At 40.5% G+C, this 18,300-nt stretch carries 20 protein-coding genes and 3 tRNA genes; 13 read left to right on the top strand and 10 right to left on the bottom strand.

Annotated elements, in window-relative coordinates:
• The 7 genes from HZC45_04575 to HZC45_04545 all read left to right on the top strand — a co-directional run.
• Window positions 1-295 (top strand): TonB-dependent receptor (locus HZC45_04575; protein MBI5682424.1); only part of this gene is annotated, 295 nt, incomplete at its 5' end.
• 63 nt (window positions 296-358) lie between these two features.
• Window positions 359-1,711 (top strand): exo-alpha-sialidase, encoded by a 1,353-nt coding sequence (locus HZC45_04570; protein ID MBI5682423.1) that lies wholly within the window; start codon window positions 359-361, stop codon window positions 1,709-1,711.
• Window positions 1,712-1,803: 92 nt separating this feature from the next.
• On the top strand, window positions 1,804-2,481 hold the full coding sequence (locus tag HZC45_04565; protein MBI5682422.1) for a MotA/TolQ/ExbB proton channel family protein: 678 nt from the start codon (window positions 1,804-1,806) through the stop codon (window positions 2,479-2,481).
• Window position 2,482: 1 nt separating this feature from the next.
• Window positions 2,483-2,899 (top strand): biopolymer transporter ExbD, encoded by a 417-nt coding sequence (locus HZC45_04560; protein ID MBI5682421.1) that lies wholly within the window; start codon window positions 2,483-2,485, stop codon window positions 2,897-2,899.
• A 31-nt stretch (window positions 2,900-2,930) separates the two neighbouring features.
• Window positions 2,931-3,455, top strand: a complete 525-nt coding sequence (locus tag HZC45_04555; protein MBI5682420.1) for a hypothetical protein — start codon at window positions 2,931-2,933, stop codon at window positions 3,453-3,455.
• A gap of 38 nt (window positions 3,456-3,493) precedes the next feature.
• The gene (locus HZC45_04550) at window positions 3,494-3,772 is read left to right on the top strand and encodes an energy transducer TonB (GenBank protein MBI5682419.1); all 279 of its coding nucleotides are present in this window, start codon (window positions 3,494-3,496) and stop codon (window positions 3,770-3,772) included.
• Between the two features lies 1 nt (window position 3,773).
• Window positions 3,774-3,932, top strand: coding sequence for a hypothetical protein (locus HZC45_04545; GenBank protein MBI5682418.1), 159 nt, complete (start codon window positions 3,774-3,776; stop codon window positions 3,930-3,932).
• A 186-nt stretch (window positions 3,933-4,118) separates the two neighbouring features.
• Here the strand turns inward: HZC45_04545 and HZC45_04540 are convergent, their stop codons facing one another.
• Together HZC45_04540 and HZC45_04535 are read right to left on the bottom strand one after the other, a co-directional pair.
• A complete protein-coding gene (locus HZC45_04540; GenBank protein MBI5682417.1) occupies window positions 4,119-4,520 on the bottom strand; it encodes a type II toxin-antitoxin system VapC family toxin in 402 nt (133 codons plus the stop codon).
• Between the two features lie 6 nt (window positions 4,521-4,526).
• A complete protein-coding gene (locus HZC45_04535) occupies window positions 4,527-4,724 on the bottom strand; it encodes an antitoxin family protein (GenBank protein MBI5682416.1) in 198 nt (65 codons plus the stop codon).
• A 197-nt stretch (window positions 4,725-4,921) separates the two neighbouring features.
• On the opposite strand from HZC45_04535, the gene HZC45_04530 reads away from it, so the two are divergent.
• A complete protein-coding gene (locus tag HZC45_04530) occupies window positions 4,922-5,368 on the top strand; it encodes a TonB-dependent receptor plug domain-containing protein (protein MBI5682415.1) in 447 nt (148 codons plus the stop codon).
• Window positions 5,369-5,405: 37 nt separating this feature from the next.
• Here the strand turns inward: HZC45_04530 and HZC45_04525 are convergent, their stop codons facing one another.
• Both HZC45_04525 and HZC45_04520 read right to left on the bottom strand, forming a co-directional pair.
• Complete coding sequence (locus HZC45_04525; GenBank protein ID MBI5682414.1) at window positions 5,406-5,744, bottom strand: cupin domain-containing protein; 339 nt, start codon at window positions 5,742-5,744, stop codon at window positions 5,406-5,408.
• A 1-nt stretch (window position 5,745) separates the two neighbouring features.
• On the bottom strand, window positions 5,746-6,165 hold the full coding sequence (locus tag HZC45_04520) for a transcriptional repressor (protein ID MBI5682413.1): 420 nt from the start codon (window positions 6,163-6,165) through the stop codon (window positions 5,746-5,748).
• 204 nt (window positions 6,166-6,369) lie between these two features.
• Here HZC45_04520 and HZC45_04515 point away from each other — a divergent pair.
• The 5 genes from HZC45_04515 (at window position 6,370) to secA (ending at window position 11,911) form a co-directional block, all read left to right on the top strand.
• Window positions 6,370-6,446: transfer RNA gene (locus HZC45_04515), tRNA-Arg, on the top strand.
• Between the two features lie 49 nt (window positions 6,447-6,495).
• Window positions 6,496-7,080, top strand: coding sequence for a D-sedoheptulose 7-phosphate isomerase (gmhA, locus tag HZC45_04510; GenBank protein MBI5682412.1), 585 nt, complete (start codon window positions 6,496-6,498; stop codon window positions 7,078-7,080).
• On the top strand, window positions 7,077-8,018 hold the full coding sequence (locus HZC45_04505) for a hypothetical protein (GenBank protein MBI5682411.1): 942 nt from the start codon (window positions 7,077-7,079) through the stop codon (window positions 8,016-8,018). Before gmhA ends, HZC45_04505 begins: the two co-directional genes overlap by 4 nt.
• 400 nt (window positions 8,019-8,418) lie before the next feature.
• Entirely contained in the window at window positions 8,419-9,039 is a 621-nt protein-coding gene (locus HZC45_04500; protein MBI5682410.1) for a M23 family metallopeptidase, read from the top strand.
• A gap of 145 nt (window positions 9,040-9,184) precedes the next feature.
• Entirely contained in the window at window positions 9,185-11,911 is a 2,727-nt protein-coding gene (gene secA, locus HZC45_04495; GenBank protein MBI5682409.1) for a preprotein translocase subunit SecA, read from the top strand.
• A gap of 136 nt (window positions 11,912-12,047) precedes the next feature.
• On the opposite strand, the gene HZC45_04490 is transcribed toward secA, so the two are convergent.
• The 6 genes from HZC45_04490 to HZC45_04465 all read right to left on the bottom strand — a co-directional run bounded on the left by HZC45_04490 (window position 12,048) and on the right by HZC45_04465 (window position 18,069).
• A tRNA-Met gene (locus HZC45_04490) sits at window positions 12,048-12,124 on the bottom strand.
• Window positions 12,125-12,197: 73 nt separating this feature from the next.
• Window positions 12,198-14,651 carry an endopeptidase La gene (lon, locus tag HZC45_04485; protein MBI5682408.1) on the bottom strand — a complete coding sequence of 818 codons (2,454 nt, stop codon included), beginning with the start codon at window positions 14,649-14,651 and terminating at the stop codon, window positions 12,198-12,200.
• Between the two features lie 48 nt (window positions 14,652-14,699).
• The gene (gene clpX, locus HZC45_04480) at window positions 14,700-15,956 is read right to left on the bottom strand and encodes an ATP-dependent Clp protease ATP-binding subunit ClpX (GenBank protein ID MBI5682407.1); all 1,257 of its coding nucleotides are present in this window, start codon (window positions 15,954-15,956) and stop codon (window positions 14,700-14,702) included.
• A 112-nt stretch (window positions 15,957-16,068) separates the two neighbouring features.
• Window positions 16,069-16,653 (bottom strand): ATP-dependent Clp endopeptidase proteolytic subunit ClpP, encoded by a 585-nt coding sequence (gene clpP, locus HZC45_04475; GenBank protein ID MBI5682406.1) that lies wholly within the window; start codon window positions 16,651-16,653, stop codon window positions 16,069-16,071.
• A 30-nt stretch (window positions 16,654-16,683) separates the two neighbouring features.
• On the bottom strand, window positions 16,684-17,955 hold the full coding sequence (gene tig / locus HZC45_04470) for a trigger factor (GenBank protein ID MBI5682405.1): 1,272 nt from the start codon (window positions 17,953-17,955) through the stop codon (window positions 16,684-16,686).
• A gap of 31 nt (window positions 17,956-17,986) precedes the next feature.
• A tRNA-Leu gene (locus HZC45_04465) sits at window positions 17,987-18,069 on the bottom strand.
• Between the last annotated feature and the right edge of the window lie 231 nt (window positions 18,070-18,300).

Here is an 18,300-nt window from a genome sequence, read left to right as displayed (position 1 = left end):
TTTGTGGTATGAACCTTCTTTTTTGGGTGGAAGCAGGGTTGAATTGGAATGGCTAAAACTTGGCAAGTATTGGCTTGACGATGCGAATACTGAACAGTATGAGGGGCACGATTTATTGAATATCAGGGCATTGTATAAATTAAATAAGTCATGGGAACTTTATGCAAGGGCGATGAATGTTACTGACGAACTCTATGCTGAAAGCGCATCCAAGTCATCCAGCGGTTCTGCCTCATATAACCCGGGCATGCCGAGGACATTTTATGCAGGGATTACATACCATTGGAGGAAATAGATTATGAAAATTTCAAATTTCAAATTTCAAATTTCAAATTGTTTCTTCGCGGCATTTTTTATAATGTATACAACTTTATGTCTGGCAGCAGATGTTATGTTCAGCCCATCTGTCAGCATAAGTCATCCTGACAAGAAAGTGTCGTCCCCTTCAATTGCATCTGACAGCAACGGCAGGATATACATAGCATGGGCAAGAGAGGATGCTGATGGTGTAAATATCTATGTTGCTGCGGGGACAGATTTAAAATCTGTCCCCAGTGCTAGTGCGGTAAGGGTAAACCCAAGGGGAATGGGCATGAACGGCGTCCATGCAAATCCTGAAATTGCCGTTGGTGTAAACAATGAATTATATGTTCTGTGGTCATCACCAAGAAATAGAGGCTCAAATATTTTACTCAGCCGTTCTATTAATGGAGGACTGCGATTTCAAAAACCTGTAATTGTTAATGATGACAAATCAACTGCCTCAAGGGGTTTTGAAAATATGACGGTTGGAAAAGACGGCGCTATACATGTTGTCTGGTTTGACGGCAGGGCATTGGGGACAGATTTTAAATCTGTCCCCAGTAATAGTAAATTTACAAGGATTGCTGCCTCATATCCTCTTATTTTGGCACACAGCAAAAAAGCAGGCACTACCGGAACATACTATGCAAGGTCAATTGACGGCGGTAAGACATTTGAGAAAAATATAAAACTTGATGAAGATACCTGCCCGTGCTGCAGGGCAGCCATAACATCAGATATTCAAGGAAATGTTTATGCCTCATGGAGAAAGGTTTTCAGACCTGTCCCTGCGGACCTGCCCTCGAATGGCTCTATCGGGGGCATTAAGCAAGGAGGAGACATCAGGGATATGGTAGTTGCAGCATCAAAAGACAATGGCAGGACTTTCTCTGTGCCTGCTATTGTAAGCGAAGACAAATGGGCGATTGCAGGATGTCCGCACAGGGGTTCTTCATTAGGAACTGCTCAAAATGGTTTTCTTTACATCACATGGTACACAGAGGGAGCAGAAGGTGTGCCTTCAGTTTACTTTGCATTTTCAAATGATAATGCAAAGACATTTTCAAAAAGAATGCAGGTAAACTCATTAGGACAGCCGTCTCGCCTGTCTGGGTTTCCTGACCATCCAAAACTTGCTGTAAATAGAGAAGGGAAAGTGTTTTTCATATGGGAAGAGACAACGCCTGTTTACAGCAGAATCTTCTTTAGATACCTTGATGGTGAAACCCTTTCGGAACCAGTGCAGATTAACGATGGGGTAAGGAAATCCCACGACCCTGTGGTTGCAATTGATAGGGATGACAATATTCTTATTGCATGGTCATATGAGGAAATCAGGTTTACAAAGACGGTGGTAAAGATAGGGTCAATAGAAAATTCAAAAATCAAAATGCAAAATGCAAAATGACAAATCAAAATGTAAAAATTTAATAAAAATAATTCCTTAATTTTAATATTTAATATTTGATTTTTTATTTGTTTTTAATAAGGGAGGTTCTAATGTTTGAAATCATAGCAAAGGGCGGTTTTGTGATGGCGCCGCTGATTTTATGCTCTGTTATATCTGTTGCGGTTATGATAGACAGGGCTTTATTCTGGTTTGGACAGAGAAAAGGTATTTCCGCATTAGAATTTCTAAAACTTATTGAGACAGGCAAAGAAAAAGATGGGATGGAAAAGGCAAGGGCAAGCAAATCATCTTTAATCACAATGCTTGCGGCAGGTGTTGAAAACAAAAACCCATCAGCAGACCCCCGCTTAAACCATGCGGGGGCAAGCATTGCAATGGAATCTATTGCAACAGAAGAGGTAATCAAGATTAAAAAATACCTTCCTGCAATGGATACGATAATAACCCTTGCGCCTCTTCTCGGACTTCTCGGCACAATAATCGGCATGGTTCGGTCGTTTGATATTATGTCCCTTGCAGGGCTCGGCCAGCCGCATGCTGTTACAGGGGGTGTTGCAGAGGCGCTGATTGCTACTGCAACAGGACTCGCCGTTGCAATCACAACTCTTGTTCCATACAACTTTTTCTTGACAAAGGTCGAGAAGACCGTTGAGGAGATGGAATACTATGCAACAAGACTTGAACTGATTTTAGTTAGACAGAAAAAAACAGGCATGGCTGTTTCACATGTGACAGAGACTGCGGGCAGTCATCTGCAAAGGGGTTGATATGAGAGTAAGGTCATTTATAAAAACAAAGAAAAAGGCTCGCATAGAAATCATCCCGATGATAGACACCATGTTTTTCCTTCTGGTCTTTTTTATGATAGCAACGCTCTCAATGAGTGTTATGAGAGGTCTCCCTGTGAATCTGCCGAAGGCTTCTGCTGTCAAGAAAGACATTCAAGAAAATGTAAATGTAACCATAGCAAAAGATGGCAAGGTATATCTCAATAAAAAAGAGGTGAATATCCCGGAACTGCGCGGTACGCTTGTTGCAGAGGCTTCAAAAGACCCTGAAACGCTTGTGATTATCAATGCTGATGAAGAAGTCATGCACGGCAGGGTTGTGGAGGTAATGGATGAAATAAAACTTTCTGGCGTAACAAAACTTGCGATAGCGACAAAAGAGAAAAAAAGACCGTGAACCGTGTTTGTGTTCCGTAAGAATATAGAATATGAAACCTCATAACCTAAAAATACAGTTTATCATATCCATTATGTTTCACAGCGTGATGCTGTTTTCCATTGCGGCATATCCACCAAATGTAAAAGAGACTTTAATAGATATAACACCTATAGAGGTTATAAAGATACCTGAAGAAAAAGAGGCTGTTGCAGAGCCTATTGTTGAAAAAAAAGAGAACCCCAAACTTCTGTCTGAAGAAAGAGAGGCGCTGCCAGAACCTATTGTTGAGAAAAAGGAAGAGCCCAAACCGCTGCCAGAAAAAAAGAGCGAAGAAAAAGTTGAAGAAGTAAAAAAGGAAATTGTTCCTATTGAAAAAAAAGAAGAGGTTAAGGCGCAAGAGGCAAAGGTTGAGCAGCCTCCGATGCCACTTAAAAAAAAGGAAGAGCCAAAGGTGGAAACACCTCTTCCACCGCCATTACCTCCTCCACCAGTATCTTTTTCACAACCTATACCTGCACCGACTATGCATCTGCATCAAAAACAGCAGAAGAAGGTGGTTCAAAATACGGAGTAGAAGGAGGCACAGGAAAAACCACAGGGGATGAACTAAAGTTGTTCAAAACTATGGTCAGGACAAAAATTGAAAGGGCAAAGTTCTATCCAAGATGGGCAAGGCAGAGGAGTTTTGAAGGGGTTGTCGGCGTCAAATTTACCATTCAGCCTGACGGCAGCGTGAAGGATGTAAATGTTATCCGACCGTGCCACTGCGATGTCTTGAACAAGTCAGCATGCGAGGCAATAGCAAAGGCAGCCCCGTTCAATCCGAGACCTGATGAATTAAAGGGTAAAGAGATGGCAATGGAGATAGATATAAGTTTTAAGTTGGAGTGATATGAATATATCTAAAATAAAAGCAGAGATTGATATTTCTAAAAAAGAGATTGCCGTTGATAAAAATAACCTTCCGCTTAATATTATTTACAAAGAAAAGAGGTATATATTGCTCCTTACAAAGAACGACAAACTCATATTGAATAAGAACACAGACTAATCAGCCAGCCAGCGAGCCGAAAAGCCAGCCAGCGAGCCGAAAAGCCAGCCAGCGAGCCGATAGATGTAGAAACCGACCTTTAGGTCGGTTAATTCAACAGGTCTAAAGACCTGTTTCTATTTTCTATCGGCTTTTTTATTTTTAAAATGAGGCAGAACAAACAGCGGAGTCTGGGGGAAAACACTATTAAAGAATATCTTTTGGTTCTATACGCATTATACCTTTATTGTCGAAGTGTCGGTCAAAACTGATGATTTTCATATTATGGCTTTTACAGATGAAATATTGTATCGCATCATCAAAATCAAGATTTAATGTTTTGCTGATTTGCAAAGCCTCTAATTCATCGAGGGTTGATGTGTCTAATCTCTTTAACCCTTTTGCCGAATCAACATCTTCAAGAAATTCAAGCAATAGGTCATTCTGTCCTGTCCGTTCCATAATTACCTCAATGGAGTGCATGGTAAAAGAACTTACAAAAGCAGTCAATTCGCCCTCTTGCAGTTTTTCAAAAAGCGATTCGCATTCTGCAGTCCTCTTTTGTTCAAGGAGAATTTCGAGGAATATGTTGGTGTCTACAAGATACATAAGGCATTACCACATTTCTTTCGCTTTATGCTGTAATTCCACGGATGTTTCCTCTCTGCCCTTCAAGGCGCCACGCCACAAGAATTTTTTCTTATGCTTAAACCCCTTAATAGTAAGCTCTACCCTCTCATGTTCGGAGAGTTTTACCTTTTTAACGGGCTTAAAGACGCCATCTTCATATATTGCTTCTATGGTTCTCGGCATTATTTTATCCTCCATTTTCTTTAAAGAGTATCAGAAAAACCCTTATGAGTCAAGGAGGTGATGAGATGATGAGATGAGGTGATGAGATGAAGTGATGTGATAACAGGTAGGAAGCAGGAAGCGGCAGCCACCCCATACTTGATATGGGGCTTTATGCCTGTGCTAATAAAAAAAATCAAAAAAGGAGGTCAAGAAAGATGAGAAAAATTCAAATGTCAATTGTAGTATTTTTTGCAGCATTACTTTTCTTTTCATTTTTCAGCATCCTAATCATGCCGAAGGATGCCATGGCAGAGGAGAAAAAAGAGGCAACAGTATTAGAACCCATAGAGGTTATCGGAGAAAAAGTTGAACTTTTCAGCGGCAAGGTATCTACTGAAAGGATTGAAGAGCTTCAGCCAACAGATATTGGAGACCTTCTTAAAAAAGATGTAGAAGGGATAACAATTATTAGAAGGTCGGGCGCTGCCTTTGACCCTGTGCTCCGGGGATTGAGCAAGGATAGACTTAATGCACTGATAGATGGAGGCTTCCTCTTTGGCGCATGTGCAAACAGGATGGACCCGCCAACCTTTCATATTACCCCTTATGGAGTTGAAGATGTTGAGGTGACAAAAGATTTACTATTGAAGATAGACAGATGAAAAACAATTCTTCATTCATCAATAGTAGATAGTCAATTTATTTCCTCGGTTCCATCCCTGCTGGCTGTCTTGTTGACTGGGACACAACAAATTCAGTCTTTGCAGTTATCTTGTGCCATACGCCCTTGGGTGCAAGAACAATAACACCCGGTTGAAGTGCAAGACATTCTTCTTTGCCATCATCAAGACAGAATGTGCCCTCTCCTTCATGCACAAAGAATATCTGGTCACCTTCAGGGTGTCTGTGATATGCAAGAACCTGATTAGGCTTAAAATAATAAGTATCTGCCACTATCTGGTCTGTCTTTATATATGTTACCTTATTCACCCCTTCTTCCTTGAATTCCTTTTTCTGGATTACATTTGCACTTTCCATATTATCCTCCTTTCCTCCGGCATTTTTTACAAACGCCGTAAAAACCTATATGGTTTCCTACTGGTTTAAATTCATCAACTATATATTTAGGAAGCAGTAATGCCTCAGAATAGTCTTCAAACACATCCCCTATTGTTTTGCATTTTACGCAGATAATGTGATGGTGCATAGTTGTATTTGGGTCGTAATGCCTTCTGTCCCAGTCAATAGTTATCTCCAGAATCTCTCCCTTTTTCTTTAAAATCTCAAGGGTATTATAAACTGTTGCAAAGGAAACGGTCGGATAGGTCTTTTTAATTTGCCTGAATATATCCTCTGCAGTAGGGTGGTTAGTATTGCCTTCCAGAAACTTTAATATGGCAAGCCTCTGAGGTGTAAGTTTAAGACCCTTGCCTCTGTATTTCTGGATTAACTCTTTCATAGCATATCGTCCTAAATTAGGATTATTCTAATCTTGGAATAAATATAGACTAGTTTTATTTCCCTGTCAAGAAAAATTTTACATAATAAAAATATTTGACAAGGATGTGGTAAATGTTTAATATTCCCCACATAGGAAGAAAGAGAACACGATATGCTTAAAATTTAACTATACAACCTATTGATTTTAAATAGCAAAATCCATGCCCCCGTAGCTCAGCAGGACAGAGCAGCAGATTCCTAATCTGTTGGCCGGACGTTCGAATAGTCTCGGGGGCACCAGACTATGTTCCATTCATAAATATTCACGACTTTTACAGAGGGATGCAGCATGGAAAAGATAATTAAAAGAAATTACAGGGAAAGTATCGAAACAAAAGAGGCATTTTTCAAGCACAATACTAACCTTATTATAGATGCTGCAAGACTCGTTGCAGAGGCATTCAAAAACCACTGCAAACTCCTTATATGCGGGAACGGTGGGAGTGCTGCAGATGCGCAGCATATAGCAGGTGAATTTGTAAACAGATTTATGATAGAAAGGCCGCCATTACCCGCTATCGCCCTTACCACAGATACATCAGTTATTACCAGTATTGGAAATGACTATGATTTTTCTCAAATATTCTCAAAACAGGTAAAGGCAATAGGAAAAGAGGGTGATGTCATACTTGCGATTTCAACAAGCGGTAATTCTACAAATATAATAAAGGCATTAAAGGTAGCAAGGGATTTGGATATAAAGAGCATAGGACTTACAGGCAAGGGCGGCGGTAAGATGGCTGGTATGCTGGATATACTTTTAAATGTGGATTCTGACTGCACCCCCCGCATACAAGAGGTTCATATAACTGTCAGTCACATTATATGCGAACTGGTTGACCATATTATCTTTCACGAGGTGGATAAAGATTGAAACGATTAAAACCTATTTCATTAAAAGGGATTAGGACATATTCTCTAAAAACAAGAAAAAGCAAAGTTAGTATCAATGATTTTGCAAAACCCATCTTACAAGGCAGTACCTTCAATGATTTCCTAAACTCCCTTCCAAATATCATGGCAGCAGAAAATTTAAGAGAGATTGCATCAGCGATTGTCAAATCCCATAAAAACAACAATGTTGTTGCAGTAGGAATTGGCGCCCATGTAATTAAGGTTGGTTTATCACCTATAATTATAGATTTAATGGAACAGGGTATTATAAATGCCCTTGCAATGAACGGAGCATGTATTGTCCATGACTTTGAGATTGCCTATGCAGGCATGACAAGCGAGGATGTGGATGCAGAGATTGGAAGTGGTGAATTCGGCATGTCAAAGGAGACAGGTGAGTTGTTGAATAGTGCCATAAAAAGTGGTGTGAAAAAGGGATGGGGAATCGGGAAATCTGTCGGTGAACTCATAAAAAATTCAAAGTATCCGTATAAGGATTTAAGCATCCTTGCAGCAGGTGCAAGGCTTGGGATACCTGTAACTGTCCATGTTGCAATCGGCACAGATATAATCCATATCCATCCGCAGATGGACGGAAAGGCAGCAGGTGAAGGGAGTCAGAGGGACTTTAAACTCTTTGCAGGTGTTGTGGCAAATCTTGAGGGCGGGGTTTATCTGAATATAGGCTCTGCTGTTCTTCTGCCAGAGGTCTTTCTAAAGGCGCTCACACTTGTAAGAAACCTTGGATATAATGTTAAAGACTTTACCACAGTCAACATGGACTTTATCCAGCATTATCGTCCTTTAACAAATGTGGTGAAAAGACCAACAAAAGAAGGCGGCAGGGGATATACTTTGACAGGCCATCACGAAATAATGGTACCGCTGCTGGCAGGGATGATAAAGGAGATTTGTTAAAAAAAAAATATTAAAAAACCCTTGACAATAGTAGAAATTTCATGCTATTTCGTCATGGCAATAATACAATTACAGTTTACAGTTTGAATATATCAGATAAGGGGCTCATATTTTGAAAAGAAAATCCTTTAATATTTTTATTGTTCCAGAAAACCCTTCAAAGATTAAAAAGTTTAAAATCCCTATTTTAAACAGAAGGGTTGTCTTATCTGCCTTTTCCATCCTTTTTTTGACAGTTTCCTTCTTTATATACGACTATACCCGGCTCAAATTGAAATCTTATTAAGATCAGGTTCTCAGGAAAGAAAATATTGAGCAGAAACTGCAATTACAAACCTTTTCTACAAAGATGTCAGATCTGGAACTGCAAATAAATAAATTAAGGCAGTTTGACAGAAAATTGCGTATCATTACCAATCTTGAGCCGCCAGTTGGACAGGGACAGTATCTTGGTATCGGAGGACCGTCGCATGAAGATATATTACCATCTACAAAGGGCGCTAAAGACGATCTCATAAAACAGATGCAGGCAGATATGAGCCTCATTAGTGAAGAGGTTAAAAAACAGGAAAAAAGTTTCAATGAACTGCATGCCCATCTGTTAAAACAGGCATCTACACTCGCCTCCACACCCAGTATAATGCCCGTCCAGGGCTGGATTACATCGGGCTTTGGTTACCGCACCTCGCCATTCACAGGCTTAAAAGATAAGCATGAAGGATTAGATATATCCAATACTGTTGGCACACCTGTTGTTGCACCTGGTGACGGCATTGTCTTAAAGGTTGACAGGGTGGACGACCCTGGCTTTGGTAAAAATGTTGTGATAAATCACGGTTACGGCATTATTACCAAATACGGGCATCTCTCTGAGATATATGTTGGTATTGGGAAAAGGGTAAAAAGGGGTGACAAGATTGCCGCAGTAGGCAACACAGGCAAAACTACAGGGCCGCATCTGCATTATGAGATACTTGAGAACGGAGTTCCTGTAAATCCCCATAAATACATACTGGATTAGCGCCTTAAAAATATGAATATTTCAAAAACCCTGTCTGACTAAACATCAGATAGGGTTTTTTATTTTGAGGTAGAATAATTGCCTTTTGGTGTGATATAAAAATGCTGACTTTCAACTGTTATTTATTCCATAAGGAGATAATTTTGTGCTTGGACTCTTATTAAAGAAAATCTTTGGCAGTAAAAACGAAAGGGAACTCAAAAAACTTCAGCCCTTAGTTGAGAAGATAAATTCCCTTGAACCCCAAATCGCAGGGCTCACTGATGCTGAACTTTCAGAGTTTACCCCAAAATTCAAAGACCGCCTGTCAAATGGTGAAACCCTAGATGACATCTTATCCGAAGCCTTTGCAGTTGTCCGGGAGACATCAAAGAGAAAAGTAAATATGAGGCATTTTGATGTCCAGCTGCTCGGTGGTATGGTTCTGCACAATGGAAAGATTTCTGAGATGAAGACAGGCGAAGGCAAGACCCTTGTTGCAACACTTCCGATTTATCTCAATGCCCTTACAGGCAATGGCGTCCACCTTGTTACTGTCAATGACTACCTTGCAAAAAGGGATGCCCAGTGGATGGGTCCTATATATCATCATCTCGGTTTATCAGTCGGAGTTATCCAGCATGACGAATCCTTTCTTTATGACCCTGCATTCCCCGGTAAAGACGCCCGACATTATCATTTAAGACCATGCACAAGACAGGAGGCTTACAGGGCTGACATTACATACGGCACAAATAATGAATTTGGTTTTGACTACTTAAGAGACAATATGAAGTTTGACATAAATGACTATGTGCAGAGGGATTTGAATTTTGCAATAGTTGACGAGGTTGACTCAATCTTGATTGACGAGGCAAGGACACCGCTTATCATTTCTGGGACTGCTGAGGAATCCACAGAAAAATACTATACCATAAACAGGATAATACCGGGGCTGAAACGGGACACACATTTTACAATAGATGAAAAAATCAAACAGGTTATGCTTGCAGAAGACGGCGTTGCAAAGGTTGAGGGACTTTTAAACATTAACAACCTCTATGACCCAAGACATATTGAAACCCTTCATCATGTAAATCAGGGACTTAGGGCGCACCATCTTTTTCAAAGGGATGTTGATTACATGATAAAAGACGGACAGGTGGTAATTGTTGACGAGTTTACAGGAAGACTCATGCCGGGCAGGAGGTGGAGCGACGGGCTTCATCAGGCAATAGAGGCAAAGGAAAATGTAAAAATAGAGAATGAAAACCAGACCCTTGCAACAATCACATTCCAGAACTATTTCAGGATGTATAATAAACTTGCAGGCATGACAGGAACAGCAGACACAGAGGCAGCAGAGTTTCATGCAATATATAAACTGGAGGTTATGGTCATGCCTCCTAATAAACCAATGATACGGTTTGACAAGCCTGATGTTATTTACAAGACAAAAAAGGAAAAATTCAATGCTGTTATAAACGAGATAAAAGAATGGCATGCAGAAGGCAGACCTGTTCTTGTTGGCACAATATCAATAGAAAACTCTGAGAAATTCTCAGCCCTTCTTTCAAAACATGGTGTCAAACACCATGTCCTGAATGCAAAACACCACGAAAAAGAGGCAGAGATAATTGCGCAGGCAGGCAGGCTTGGGGCAATAACCATCTCAACTAATATGGCAGGCAGAGGCACTGATATTATCTTGGGCGGCAACCCCGGATTTATGGCTGATAGCAAGGCAGGCAAGGATGACACAACACCTGAATATAAGGCAGCATATGAATCAGCAAAAGAGACTTGTGAAAAAGAAAAGAAAAAGGTCATTGAACTTGGAGGTCTGCATATCATAGGCACAGAGAGGCATGAGTCCAGAAGGATTGACAACCAGTTAAGAGGACGTTCAGGAAGGCAGGGCGACCCTGGTTCGTCAAGGTTTTATATGTCGCTGGAAGATGACCTGTTAAGGATATTCGGTTCCGAGAGGATTTCATCCATAATGGACAAACTGGGTATGGAAGAGGGTGTGCCGATTGAACACCGCCTTGTTTCAAAGGCAATAGAAAATGCGCAGAAAAAGGTTGAGGCGCATAACTTTGATATAAGAAAACACCTTCTTGAATATGATGATGTAATGAACCAGCAGAGGACTGTTGTTTACAATTACAGGAGGCAGATACTTAAACAAGAGGGTTTGCGGGAACTGGTTACGGAATTTACTGATGAACTTGCAGACGATATTGTCTTTACCTATATAGATGAAAAGACACATCCTGAAGAATGGGATATAAAGGCAGTAAAGGATGCGGTATTAAAGCAGTTTGCAATGCACATGAAATTAAATATTGATGAGGTTCCTACAATAGAGGCACTTGCTGATGTAATTGCAATTAATGCAAAAAAATCCTACAAAGAAAAGGCGGATGCTGTAGGAGATGAAATCTTCTCTCATCTTGAAAAGGTTGTGATGCTTCAGACTATTGATACACTATGGAAAGACCACCTCCTTGGAATGGACCATCTTAAGGAAGGCATAGGGCTTCGTGGATATGCACAAAAGAACCCACTGAATGAATACAAAAAAGAAGGCTTTGACCTTTTTGCTGACATGATTTACAGGATGAAGGCAGAGATTACTGAAAGGCTCTTTAAGGTTCAGATTGCAAGCGAGGAACAGGTTGCAGGTTTAGAGACAAGGAGAAGACAGCAGTTTGTTCTTGGCAGAGGTGAAATGGAAACAGGGGTCAAGAGGCAAACGATTGATAATCGTTTGCGGTCAGGGGTCAGGGATGAAAAACCAAAACCAGTTCATGTTGTCCCAAGGGTCGGCAGAAATGACCCATGCCCATGCGGGAGCGGGAAAAAATATAAGAAGTGCTGCGGGAAATGAAAACAACCAATGGATGAAGACCTTTTGATTATGAGAGGGGACAGGCTTTAAACCACTGTCCTGTTAAAAGAAAAGAGACCATCAGTGGAAAGACCCTGATAGCCTCTAATATATTGGAAAATAAAGAATTTTTAGATGGTAGCGGGGAGAGGATTTGAACCTCTGACCTTCGGGTTATGAGCCCGACGAGCTACCAAGCTGCTCCACCCCGCAGTAGTTATTTTAGTTTTTCATAATTATAATGCAATGTCAAGGGGTTTAAACTTACTATCAAATCAACTCCCAATTAGTGGGTGACAACTATCTGATTGTCTGTTGTAATCTCTTTGGTAACATCCCCTGCATACACCTCACCTTTTCCCGTGTCCTTTTTAAATATATCTTCTGGTTTTTCTACAGTCAGTGCATTTTTAAGGACATCATCCATATGCCCAACAAGTATTATCTCTATATCTTTGCGGATATTTTGAGGTATCTCTTTTACATCCTTTTCATTATCCTTTGGTATAAGAATAGTTTTTATATTTCCCCTGTGGGCTGCAAGGATCTTTTCTTTTAATCCGCCTATTGGCAGTATCTTGCCGCGAAGTGTGATTTCACCTGTCATTGCCACATCTTTTCTAACTGGTATCTTTATAAGTGCCGAGGCAATGGATGTTGCCATTGCAATGCCGGCAGATGGACCATCTTTTGGTATAGCACCCTCAGGGACATGGATGTGTATATCTATATTCTGGTAAAAATCCTTTGGAAGTCCGAACACATCTGCCCTTGAACGGATATAACTCATGGCAGCCTGAGCAGACTCCTGCATCACATCCCCAAGTTTGCCTGTAATCGTTAGTTTCCCTTTACCCGGCATGAATGTAACCTCTATTGAGAGGAGGTCACCGCCAACCTCTGTCCATGCAAGCCCTGTAGTAACTCCGATTTCGTCCTTTTCCTCGCCGATACCATAGCGATATTTGGGAATGCCAAGGTATTTTGTAATACCCCTCTGATTAACATCTATATGTGTATCCCCCCCTTTTTTAAGCACTGTCTTTGCCAGTTTCCTGCAAATAGACGCAATCTCTCTTTCAAGGTTCCTGACACCTGCCTCTCTGGTATACAGTCTTATAATATTAAGTATACTGCCATCTGATATGGCTATATTATCCCCTTTTAGTCCATGTGTCTTTAACTGCTTTGGTACAAGGAATTTTTTTGCTATATGCAGTTTTTCCTGTTCTGTATAACCTGCAATCCTTATAATCTCCATCCTGTCAAGGAGTGGATATGGAATTCCATTTAAACTGTTTGCAGTGGTTATAAACATGATTTTTGAGAGGTCATAATCAAGGTTAAGATAATGGTCGTCAAATGTATGGTTCTGCTCAGGGTCAAGGACCTCAAGGAGTGCTGATGCTGGGTCGCCCCTGAAGTCTGTTGACATCTTGTCAACCTCATCAAGCAAAAACACAGGATTATTAGAACCTGCCTTTTTTAAAGACTGGATAATCTTGCCGGGCATTGAACCTATATATGTCCTTCTGTGTCCCCTGATTTCCGCCTCGTCTTTTACACCACCAAGGGATATGCGGACAAATTTTCTTCCAATCGCCCTTGCAATGCTCCTCCCCAGCGATGTCTTGCCAACCCCTGGCGGACCAACAAAACAAAGTATAGGACCCTTCATTTCATCCACAAGGCTGTGAACAGCAAGATATTCCAGTATCCTCTCCTTGACCTTTTTGAGTCCGTAATGGTCTTGTTCAAGGATTTTTTCAGCCTCATCTATATCTTTTTTGTCTTCTGTAACCTCTGCCCATGGAAGGGAAAGTATCCAGTCTATATAATTCCGCACAACCGTTGCCTCTGCAGACATAGGCGGCATGAGTTTCAGTTTTTTAAATTCTTGTTTTGTCTTCTTTGAAGCCTCCTTGCTCATCTTCTTATTCTTTATCTGCTCTTCAAGTTCTGTAATCTCATTCTTAAACTCATCCTTTTCACCAAGTTCCTTTTGTATTGCCTTCATCTGCTCCCCAAGGTAGTATTCCCTTTGGGATTTTTCCATCTGTTTTTTCACCCGTGTCTTTACCCTTTGTTCAATCTCAAGTATTTCAATCTCACCCTCCAGCATGGTATATAATCTTTCCAGCCGCTGTCCTGTATTTTCAATCTCAAGGATAGCCTGTTTGTCAGATATCTTTACTGAAAGATGAGCAGCAATTGTATCTGCAAGTCTGGATGGGTCATCTATAGAAGATACGGACATTATCATTTCAGGGGGTATATTTTTGTTTAACTTTACATATGTTTCAAATGCCCTGAAGCAATTCCTTGTTATTGCCTCTGTTTCAAGAGGGTCACCGACTACTTCAGCAAGTTCTTCTGCCTTGACCATAAAGCAGTTTCTGGATGAGAGAAATCCCTTTATCCTTGCCCGCCTTTTGCCTTCTACAAGCACCTTTACAGTGCCGTCAGGAAGCCTAAGAAGTTGAAGGATTGAGGCAAGGGTGCCTACATCATATATATCCTCTTCTAATGGCTCATCAGTCTTTGCCTTTTTCTGGGCAGAAAGTAGAATGCCCTTGCCGTGCGACATAGCAAAATCAAGGGCATTTATAGACTTTTCCCTTCCCACAAAAAGAGGCACAACCATATATGGAAAAATTACCATATCCCGCAGTGGCATAAGGGAAACCATAATCTCCCCTCCCTTTTGAGAAGCATCCTGTTCTTTACTTCCCTTAAACAACATATATTATACCCCTTCCGTAAAATAGCGATTAAAAACCTCGCTATTTTACTCCTCTCCTATTGCCTGTTTTTTTTCATATACAATAATCGGAAGTCCGCTGCCTGTTATAACATCCTCGTTGATGATACATTCCCTTATATTTTCCTGAGACGGGAGTTCATACATAATATCAAGCATTGAATTTTCAAGGATAGCCCTAAGTCCTCTTGCGCCTGCCTTTCTCTTCATAGCCTCTCTGGCAGCAGCCGTAAGGGAACTATCCGTAAACTTCAGTTTTACATTCTCAAGGTCAAACAGTTTCTGGTATTGTTTGACAATGGAATTTCTCGGTTCTGTCAATATCCTTATCAGCGCCTTTTCATCCAACTCATCCAATACAGCAATAACAGGCAGTCTTCCAACAAATTCAGGTATGAGACCATACTTTAAAAGGTCATGGGGCTCTGCATTATGAAGCACCTCGTTTATATGTTTGCCATTCTTTTTTATATCAGCGCCAAATCCGAGCGCCTTTTTTTGAAGCCGCTGTTGTATAACATTTTCAAGCCCTGAAAATGCCCCGCCGCATATAAACAGGATGTTTGTTGTATCCACATGGAGAAATTCCTGTTGGGGATGTTTTCTGCCGCCCTTTGGAGGCACACTTGCCATTGTCCCTTCAATGATTTTTAAGAGTGCCTGCTGAACACCCTCTCCAGAGACATCCCTGGTTATTGACGGGCTGTCTCCCTTCCTTGAAATCTTGTCTATCTCATCTATGTAGATAATGCCCTTTTGCGCCCTTTCTACATCATAATCAGCATTTTGGAGGAGATTCAATATAATATTTTCTACATCCTCCCCTACATAGCCTGCCTCTGTAAGCGTTGTTGCATCAGCGATTGTAAATGGGACATTCAATATCTTTGCAAGGGTCTGTGCAAGAAGGGTTTTGCCTGAACCAGTTGGTCCCAGAAGAAGGATGTTGCTCTTTTGAAGTTCTATCCCATCAAGACTTACCTTACTCTCAATCCTTTTATAGTGATTATGGACAGCCACAGAAAGTATCTTTTTAGCCTTTTCCTGTCCAACAATATATTCATCAAGTATCTTTTTTATCTCTAAAGGTTTCGGTAACTTTGATTCCTTATAACTGAACTGGTCTTTCTGGTATTCCTCTGCAATAATATCATTGCATAATTCAATGCACTCATCGCAGATATACACCATATGACCTGCTATGAGTTTTTTAACCTCACCCTGACTCTTGCCGCAGAATGAGCATGTCAGATTTTTTCCATTACCTTTTCTTCTATTGTCCATCATATAATCTCCTGCACAAAAAAATCAAAAAATAGTTTTTCACCTTACTTTTGAGTTTTGACCCCTGATTACTACCTTCAGGGGCATGCTTTTGATTTTTGAGTTATCTTTATCATACCCTCTGCTCAATTATTGTGTCAATTATACCATAATCTTTTGCCTGCTGGCTAGTCATAAAAAAATCCCTTTCTGTATCAACACTTATCCTATCAACCGGCTGTTTTGTATGATTGGCAAGGATGGTATTTAACTGCTCCCTTATACGCAGGATTTCCTTTGCCTGAATGCCTATATCTGTTGCCTGCCCCTGTGCACCGCCAAGGGGCTGATGTATAAGTATCCTGGAATGAGGTAATGCAAATCTCTTGCCAGTTGTGCCGCCTGCAAGGAGTAATGCACCCATACTTGCTGCCTGTCCAACACACATCGTTGAGATATTTGGTTTTATATACTGCATTGTATCGTATATGGCAAGTCCTGCACTGACAATCCCGCCGGGTGAGTTTATGTATAGATTTATATCCTTTTCAGGGTCTTCTGACTCAAGAAAGAGGAACTGGGCAATAATAAGGTTTGCAAGGTCGTCATCAATTGCTGTGCCAAGAAATATTATCCTTTCTTTAAGGAGCCTTGAATAGATATCATAAGCCCTTTCTCCCCTGCCTGTCTGCTCTATAACCATTGGTATAAGAGTCATGTTCACCCTCCATAATCAAAAAGTCAAAAATTATTTTGCACCTGATAATATCAAATCAAACACCTTATTTTCCAGCAGGCTCTCTTTTATATAATTCAGCCCGCCTTCCTCTTCTATCTTTGCCTTAAATGCTTGAATGGGTTCTTTTGCACTGTCAGCGAGTTCCTTTATCCTTGCATCCACCTCATCACCTGAAACATCCAGACCTTCATCTTTTGCTATGGAATCCACAATAATGTCCTGCCGGACAAGGTCCTCTGACAGTTTAGTATATTTTTCATTAAACTCATTAACAGAAAGTCCCATATCTTCTTTTGAAATAATACCCTTTTTGAGCCTTTCAGCAGCCTGTGCGATAAGATAGCGGTAATAATGCTCTACAAGGGACCGCGGGATTTCAAACTTATTCTTGTCAATAAGTTCTTTCATTACCTCTTTTCTTATCCTCTCCTCTTCGGTTTTTTCTTTATATCGGGCTAAATCTATTTTCATCCTTTCCTTTAACTGTTCCATGTTTTCACAATCAGCATCCTTTGCAAATTCATCATTCAAATCAGGGAGTATCTTCTCCTTAATATCTTTTAATAAAACCTTAAATCTACCGGTCTTTCCTGCAATCTCTTTATTTTTGTATTCTTCCGGGAATTTTACATCTACATCCCTCGCATCGCTTTTTTTCATCCCGACTACGGCATCCTCTAAATCTTTTAGCAGTGTTGCAGAGCCGATTACAAAGGAATAGTCTTTGGCATCAGCGCCATCTATTGGTTTATCATCAATTGTGCCGCTGAAATCTACTGAAACAAGATGCCCATCCTTTGCCTCATTATGGCCTTCTATATCCTTAAATACAGCGTGTCTTTCCCTTAAAATATTTATCGTATCATCAATCTCCTTATCCGATACAGGCACATCTTCCTTTTTAATTTTTATATCTTTATAGCCTTCTATCTTAACATCAGGTCTTACCTCAACTATTGCTGTATATGTTAAAGATGCCCCGTCTTTTATCTCACCTATATTTTCTATCTCTGGTCGGGCTGCGACCTGTATCTTGTTTTCTATTACTATATTAGGATAAGAATCGTCTATAAGTTTGGATGTAACCTCTGTTCTTATATGCTCTCCATAATGCCTCTTAATGACCTCTATTGGCACCTTCCCTTTCCTAAAACCGTGTATATTGGCATTTTTCTGAAGATATTTATATTCATCATCAACTGCCCTTTTTACATCTTCTGATGGAATCTCTACTACAATCTTTTTCTTGACCGAACTTAAATCCTCAATAGATACCTTCATGGTTCTCCTATGTCTAAAGTCTTTTTTATTTTGGTGCGAGAGGGGGGAGTTGAACCCCCATGGTTGCCCACTGGATCCTAAGTCCAGCGCGTCTGCCAGTTCCGCCACCCTCGCAACACTTCAAAATTTACAGGCTTTGCCAGAATATTGCAAGTTTATTTTTTTTAAAATCTGACTATCTCATTGACATTGGTCTCAAGGTCTTTTATACTTACCTTGAGTGTGAGTTCTATCTCAAACTCCATAGGTTCACCTCCTTTGTTTCTCTCTATGTTAGGATGAACCTATGCTTTTTATATCCCTATGTCAAGCCCCATGCAAAAGTTTCGGGACGCTTCTAATTTT

Source organism: Deltaproteobacteria bacterium (genome assembly GCA_016223005.1).
Taxonomy (GTDB): domain Bacteria; phylum Desulfobacterota; class GWC2-55-46; order UBA9637; family GWC2-42-11; genus JACRPW01.
Note: the sequence above shows the minus strand (reverse complement) of the source record. Positions and strands in the feature narration are given on the sequence as shown.

What these genes read in the sequence shown, in the direction of transcription:
- HZC45_04570 (MBI5682423.1), top strand. Translation starts at nt 359, where the DNA reads ATGTATACAACTTTATGTCTGGCAGCAGATGTTATGTTCAGCCCATCT.
- HZC45_04565 (MBI5682422.1), top strand. Translation starts at nt 1,804, where the DNA reads ATGTTTGAAATCATAGCAAAGGGCGGTTTTGTGATGGCGCCGCTGATT.
- HZC45_04560 (MBI5682421.1), top strand. Translation starts at nt 2,483, where the DNA reads ATGAGAGTAAGGTCATTTATAAAAACAAAGAAAAAGGCTCGCATAGAA.
- HZC45_04555 (MBI5682420.1), top strand. Translation starts at nt 2,931, where the DNA reads ATGAAACCTCATAACCTAAAAATACAGTTTATCATATCCATTATGTTT.
- HZC45_04545 (MBI5682418.1), top strand. Translation starts at nt 3,774, where the DNA reads ATGAATATATCTAAAATAAAAGCAGAGATTGATATTTCTAAAAAAGAG.
- HZC45_04540 (MBI5682417.1), bottom strand. Translation starts at nt 4,520, where the DNA reads ATGTATCTTGTAGACACCAACATATTCCTCGAAATTCTCCTTGAACAA.
- HZC45_04535 (MBI5682416.1), bottom strand. Translation starts at nt 4,724, where the DNA reads ATGCCGAGAACCATAGAAGCAATATATGAAGATGGCGTCTTTAAGCCC.
- HZC45_04530 (MBI5682415.1), top strand. Translation starts at nt 4,922, where the DNA reads ATGAGAAAAATTCAAATGTCAATTGTAGTATTTTTTGCAGCATTACTT.
- HZC45_04525 (MBI5682414.1), bottom strand. Translation starts at nt 5,744, where the DNA reads ATGGAAAGTGCAAATGTAATCCAGAAAAAGGAATTCAAGGAAGAAGGG.
- HZC45_04520 (MBI5682413.1), bottom strand. Translation starts at nt 6,165, where the DNA reads ATGAAAGAGTTAATCCAGAAATACAGAGGCAAGGGTCTTAAACTTACA.
- gmhA (MBI5682412.1), top strand. Translation starts at nt 6,496, where the DNA reads ATGGAAAAGATAATTAAAAGAAATTACAGGGAAAGTATCGAAACAAAA.
- clpX (MBI5682407.1), bottom strand. Translation starts at nt 15,956, where the DNA reads ATGGACAATAGAAGAAAAGGTAATGGAAAAAATCTGACATGCTCATTC.
- clpP (MBI5682406.1), bottom strand. Translation starts at nt 16,653, where the DNA reads ATGACTCTTATACCAATGGTTATAGAGCAGACAGGCAGGGGAGAAAGG.
- tig (MBI5682405.1), bottom strand. Translation starts at nt 17,955, where the DNA reads ATGAAGGTATCTATTGAGGATTTAAGTTCGGTCAAGAAAAAGATTGTA.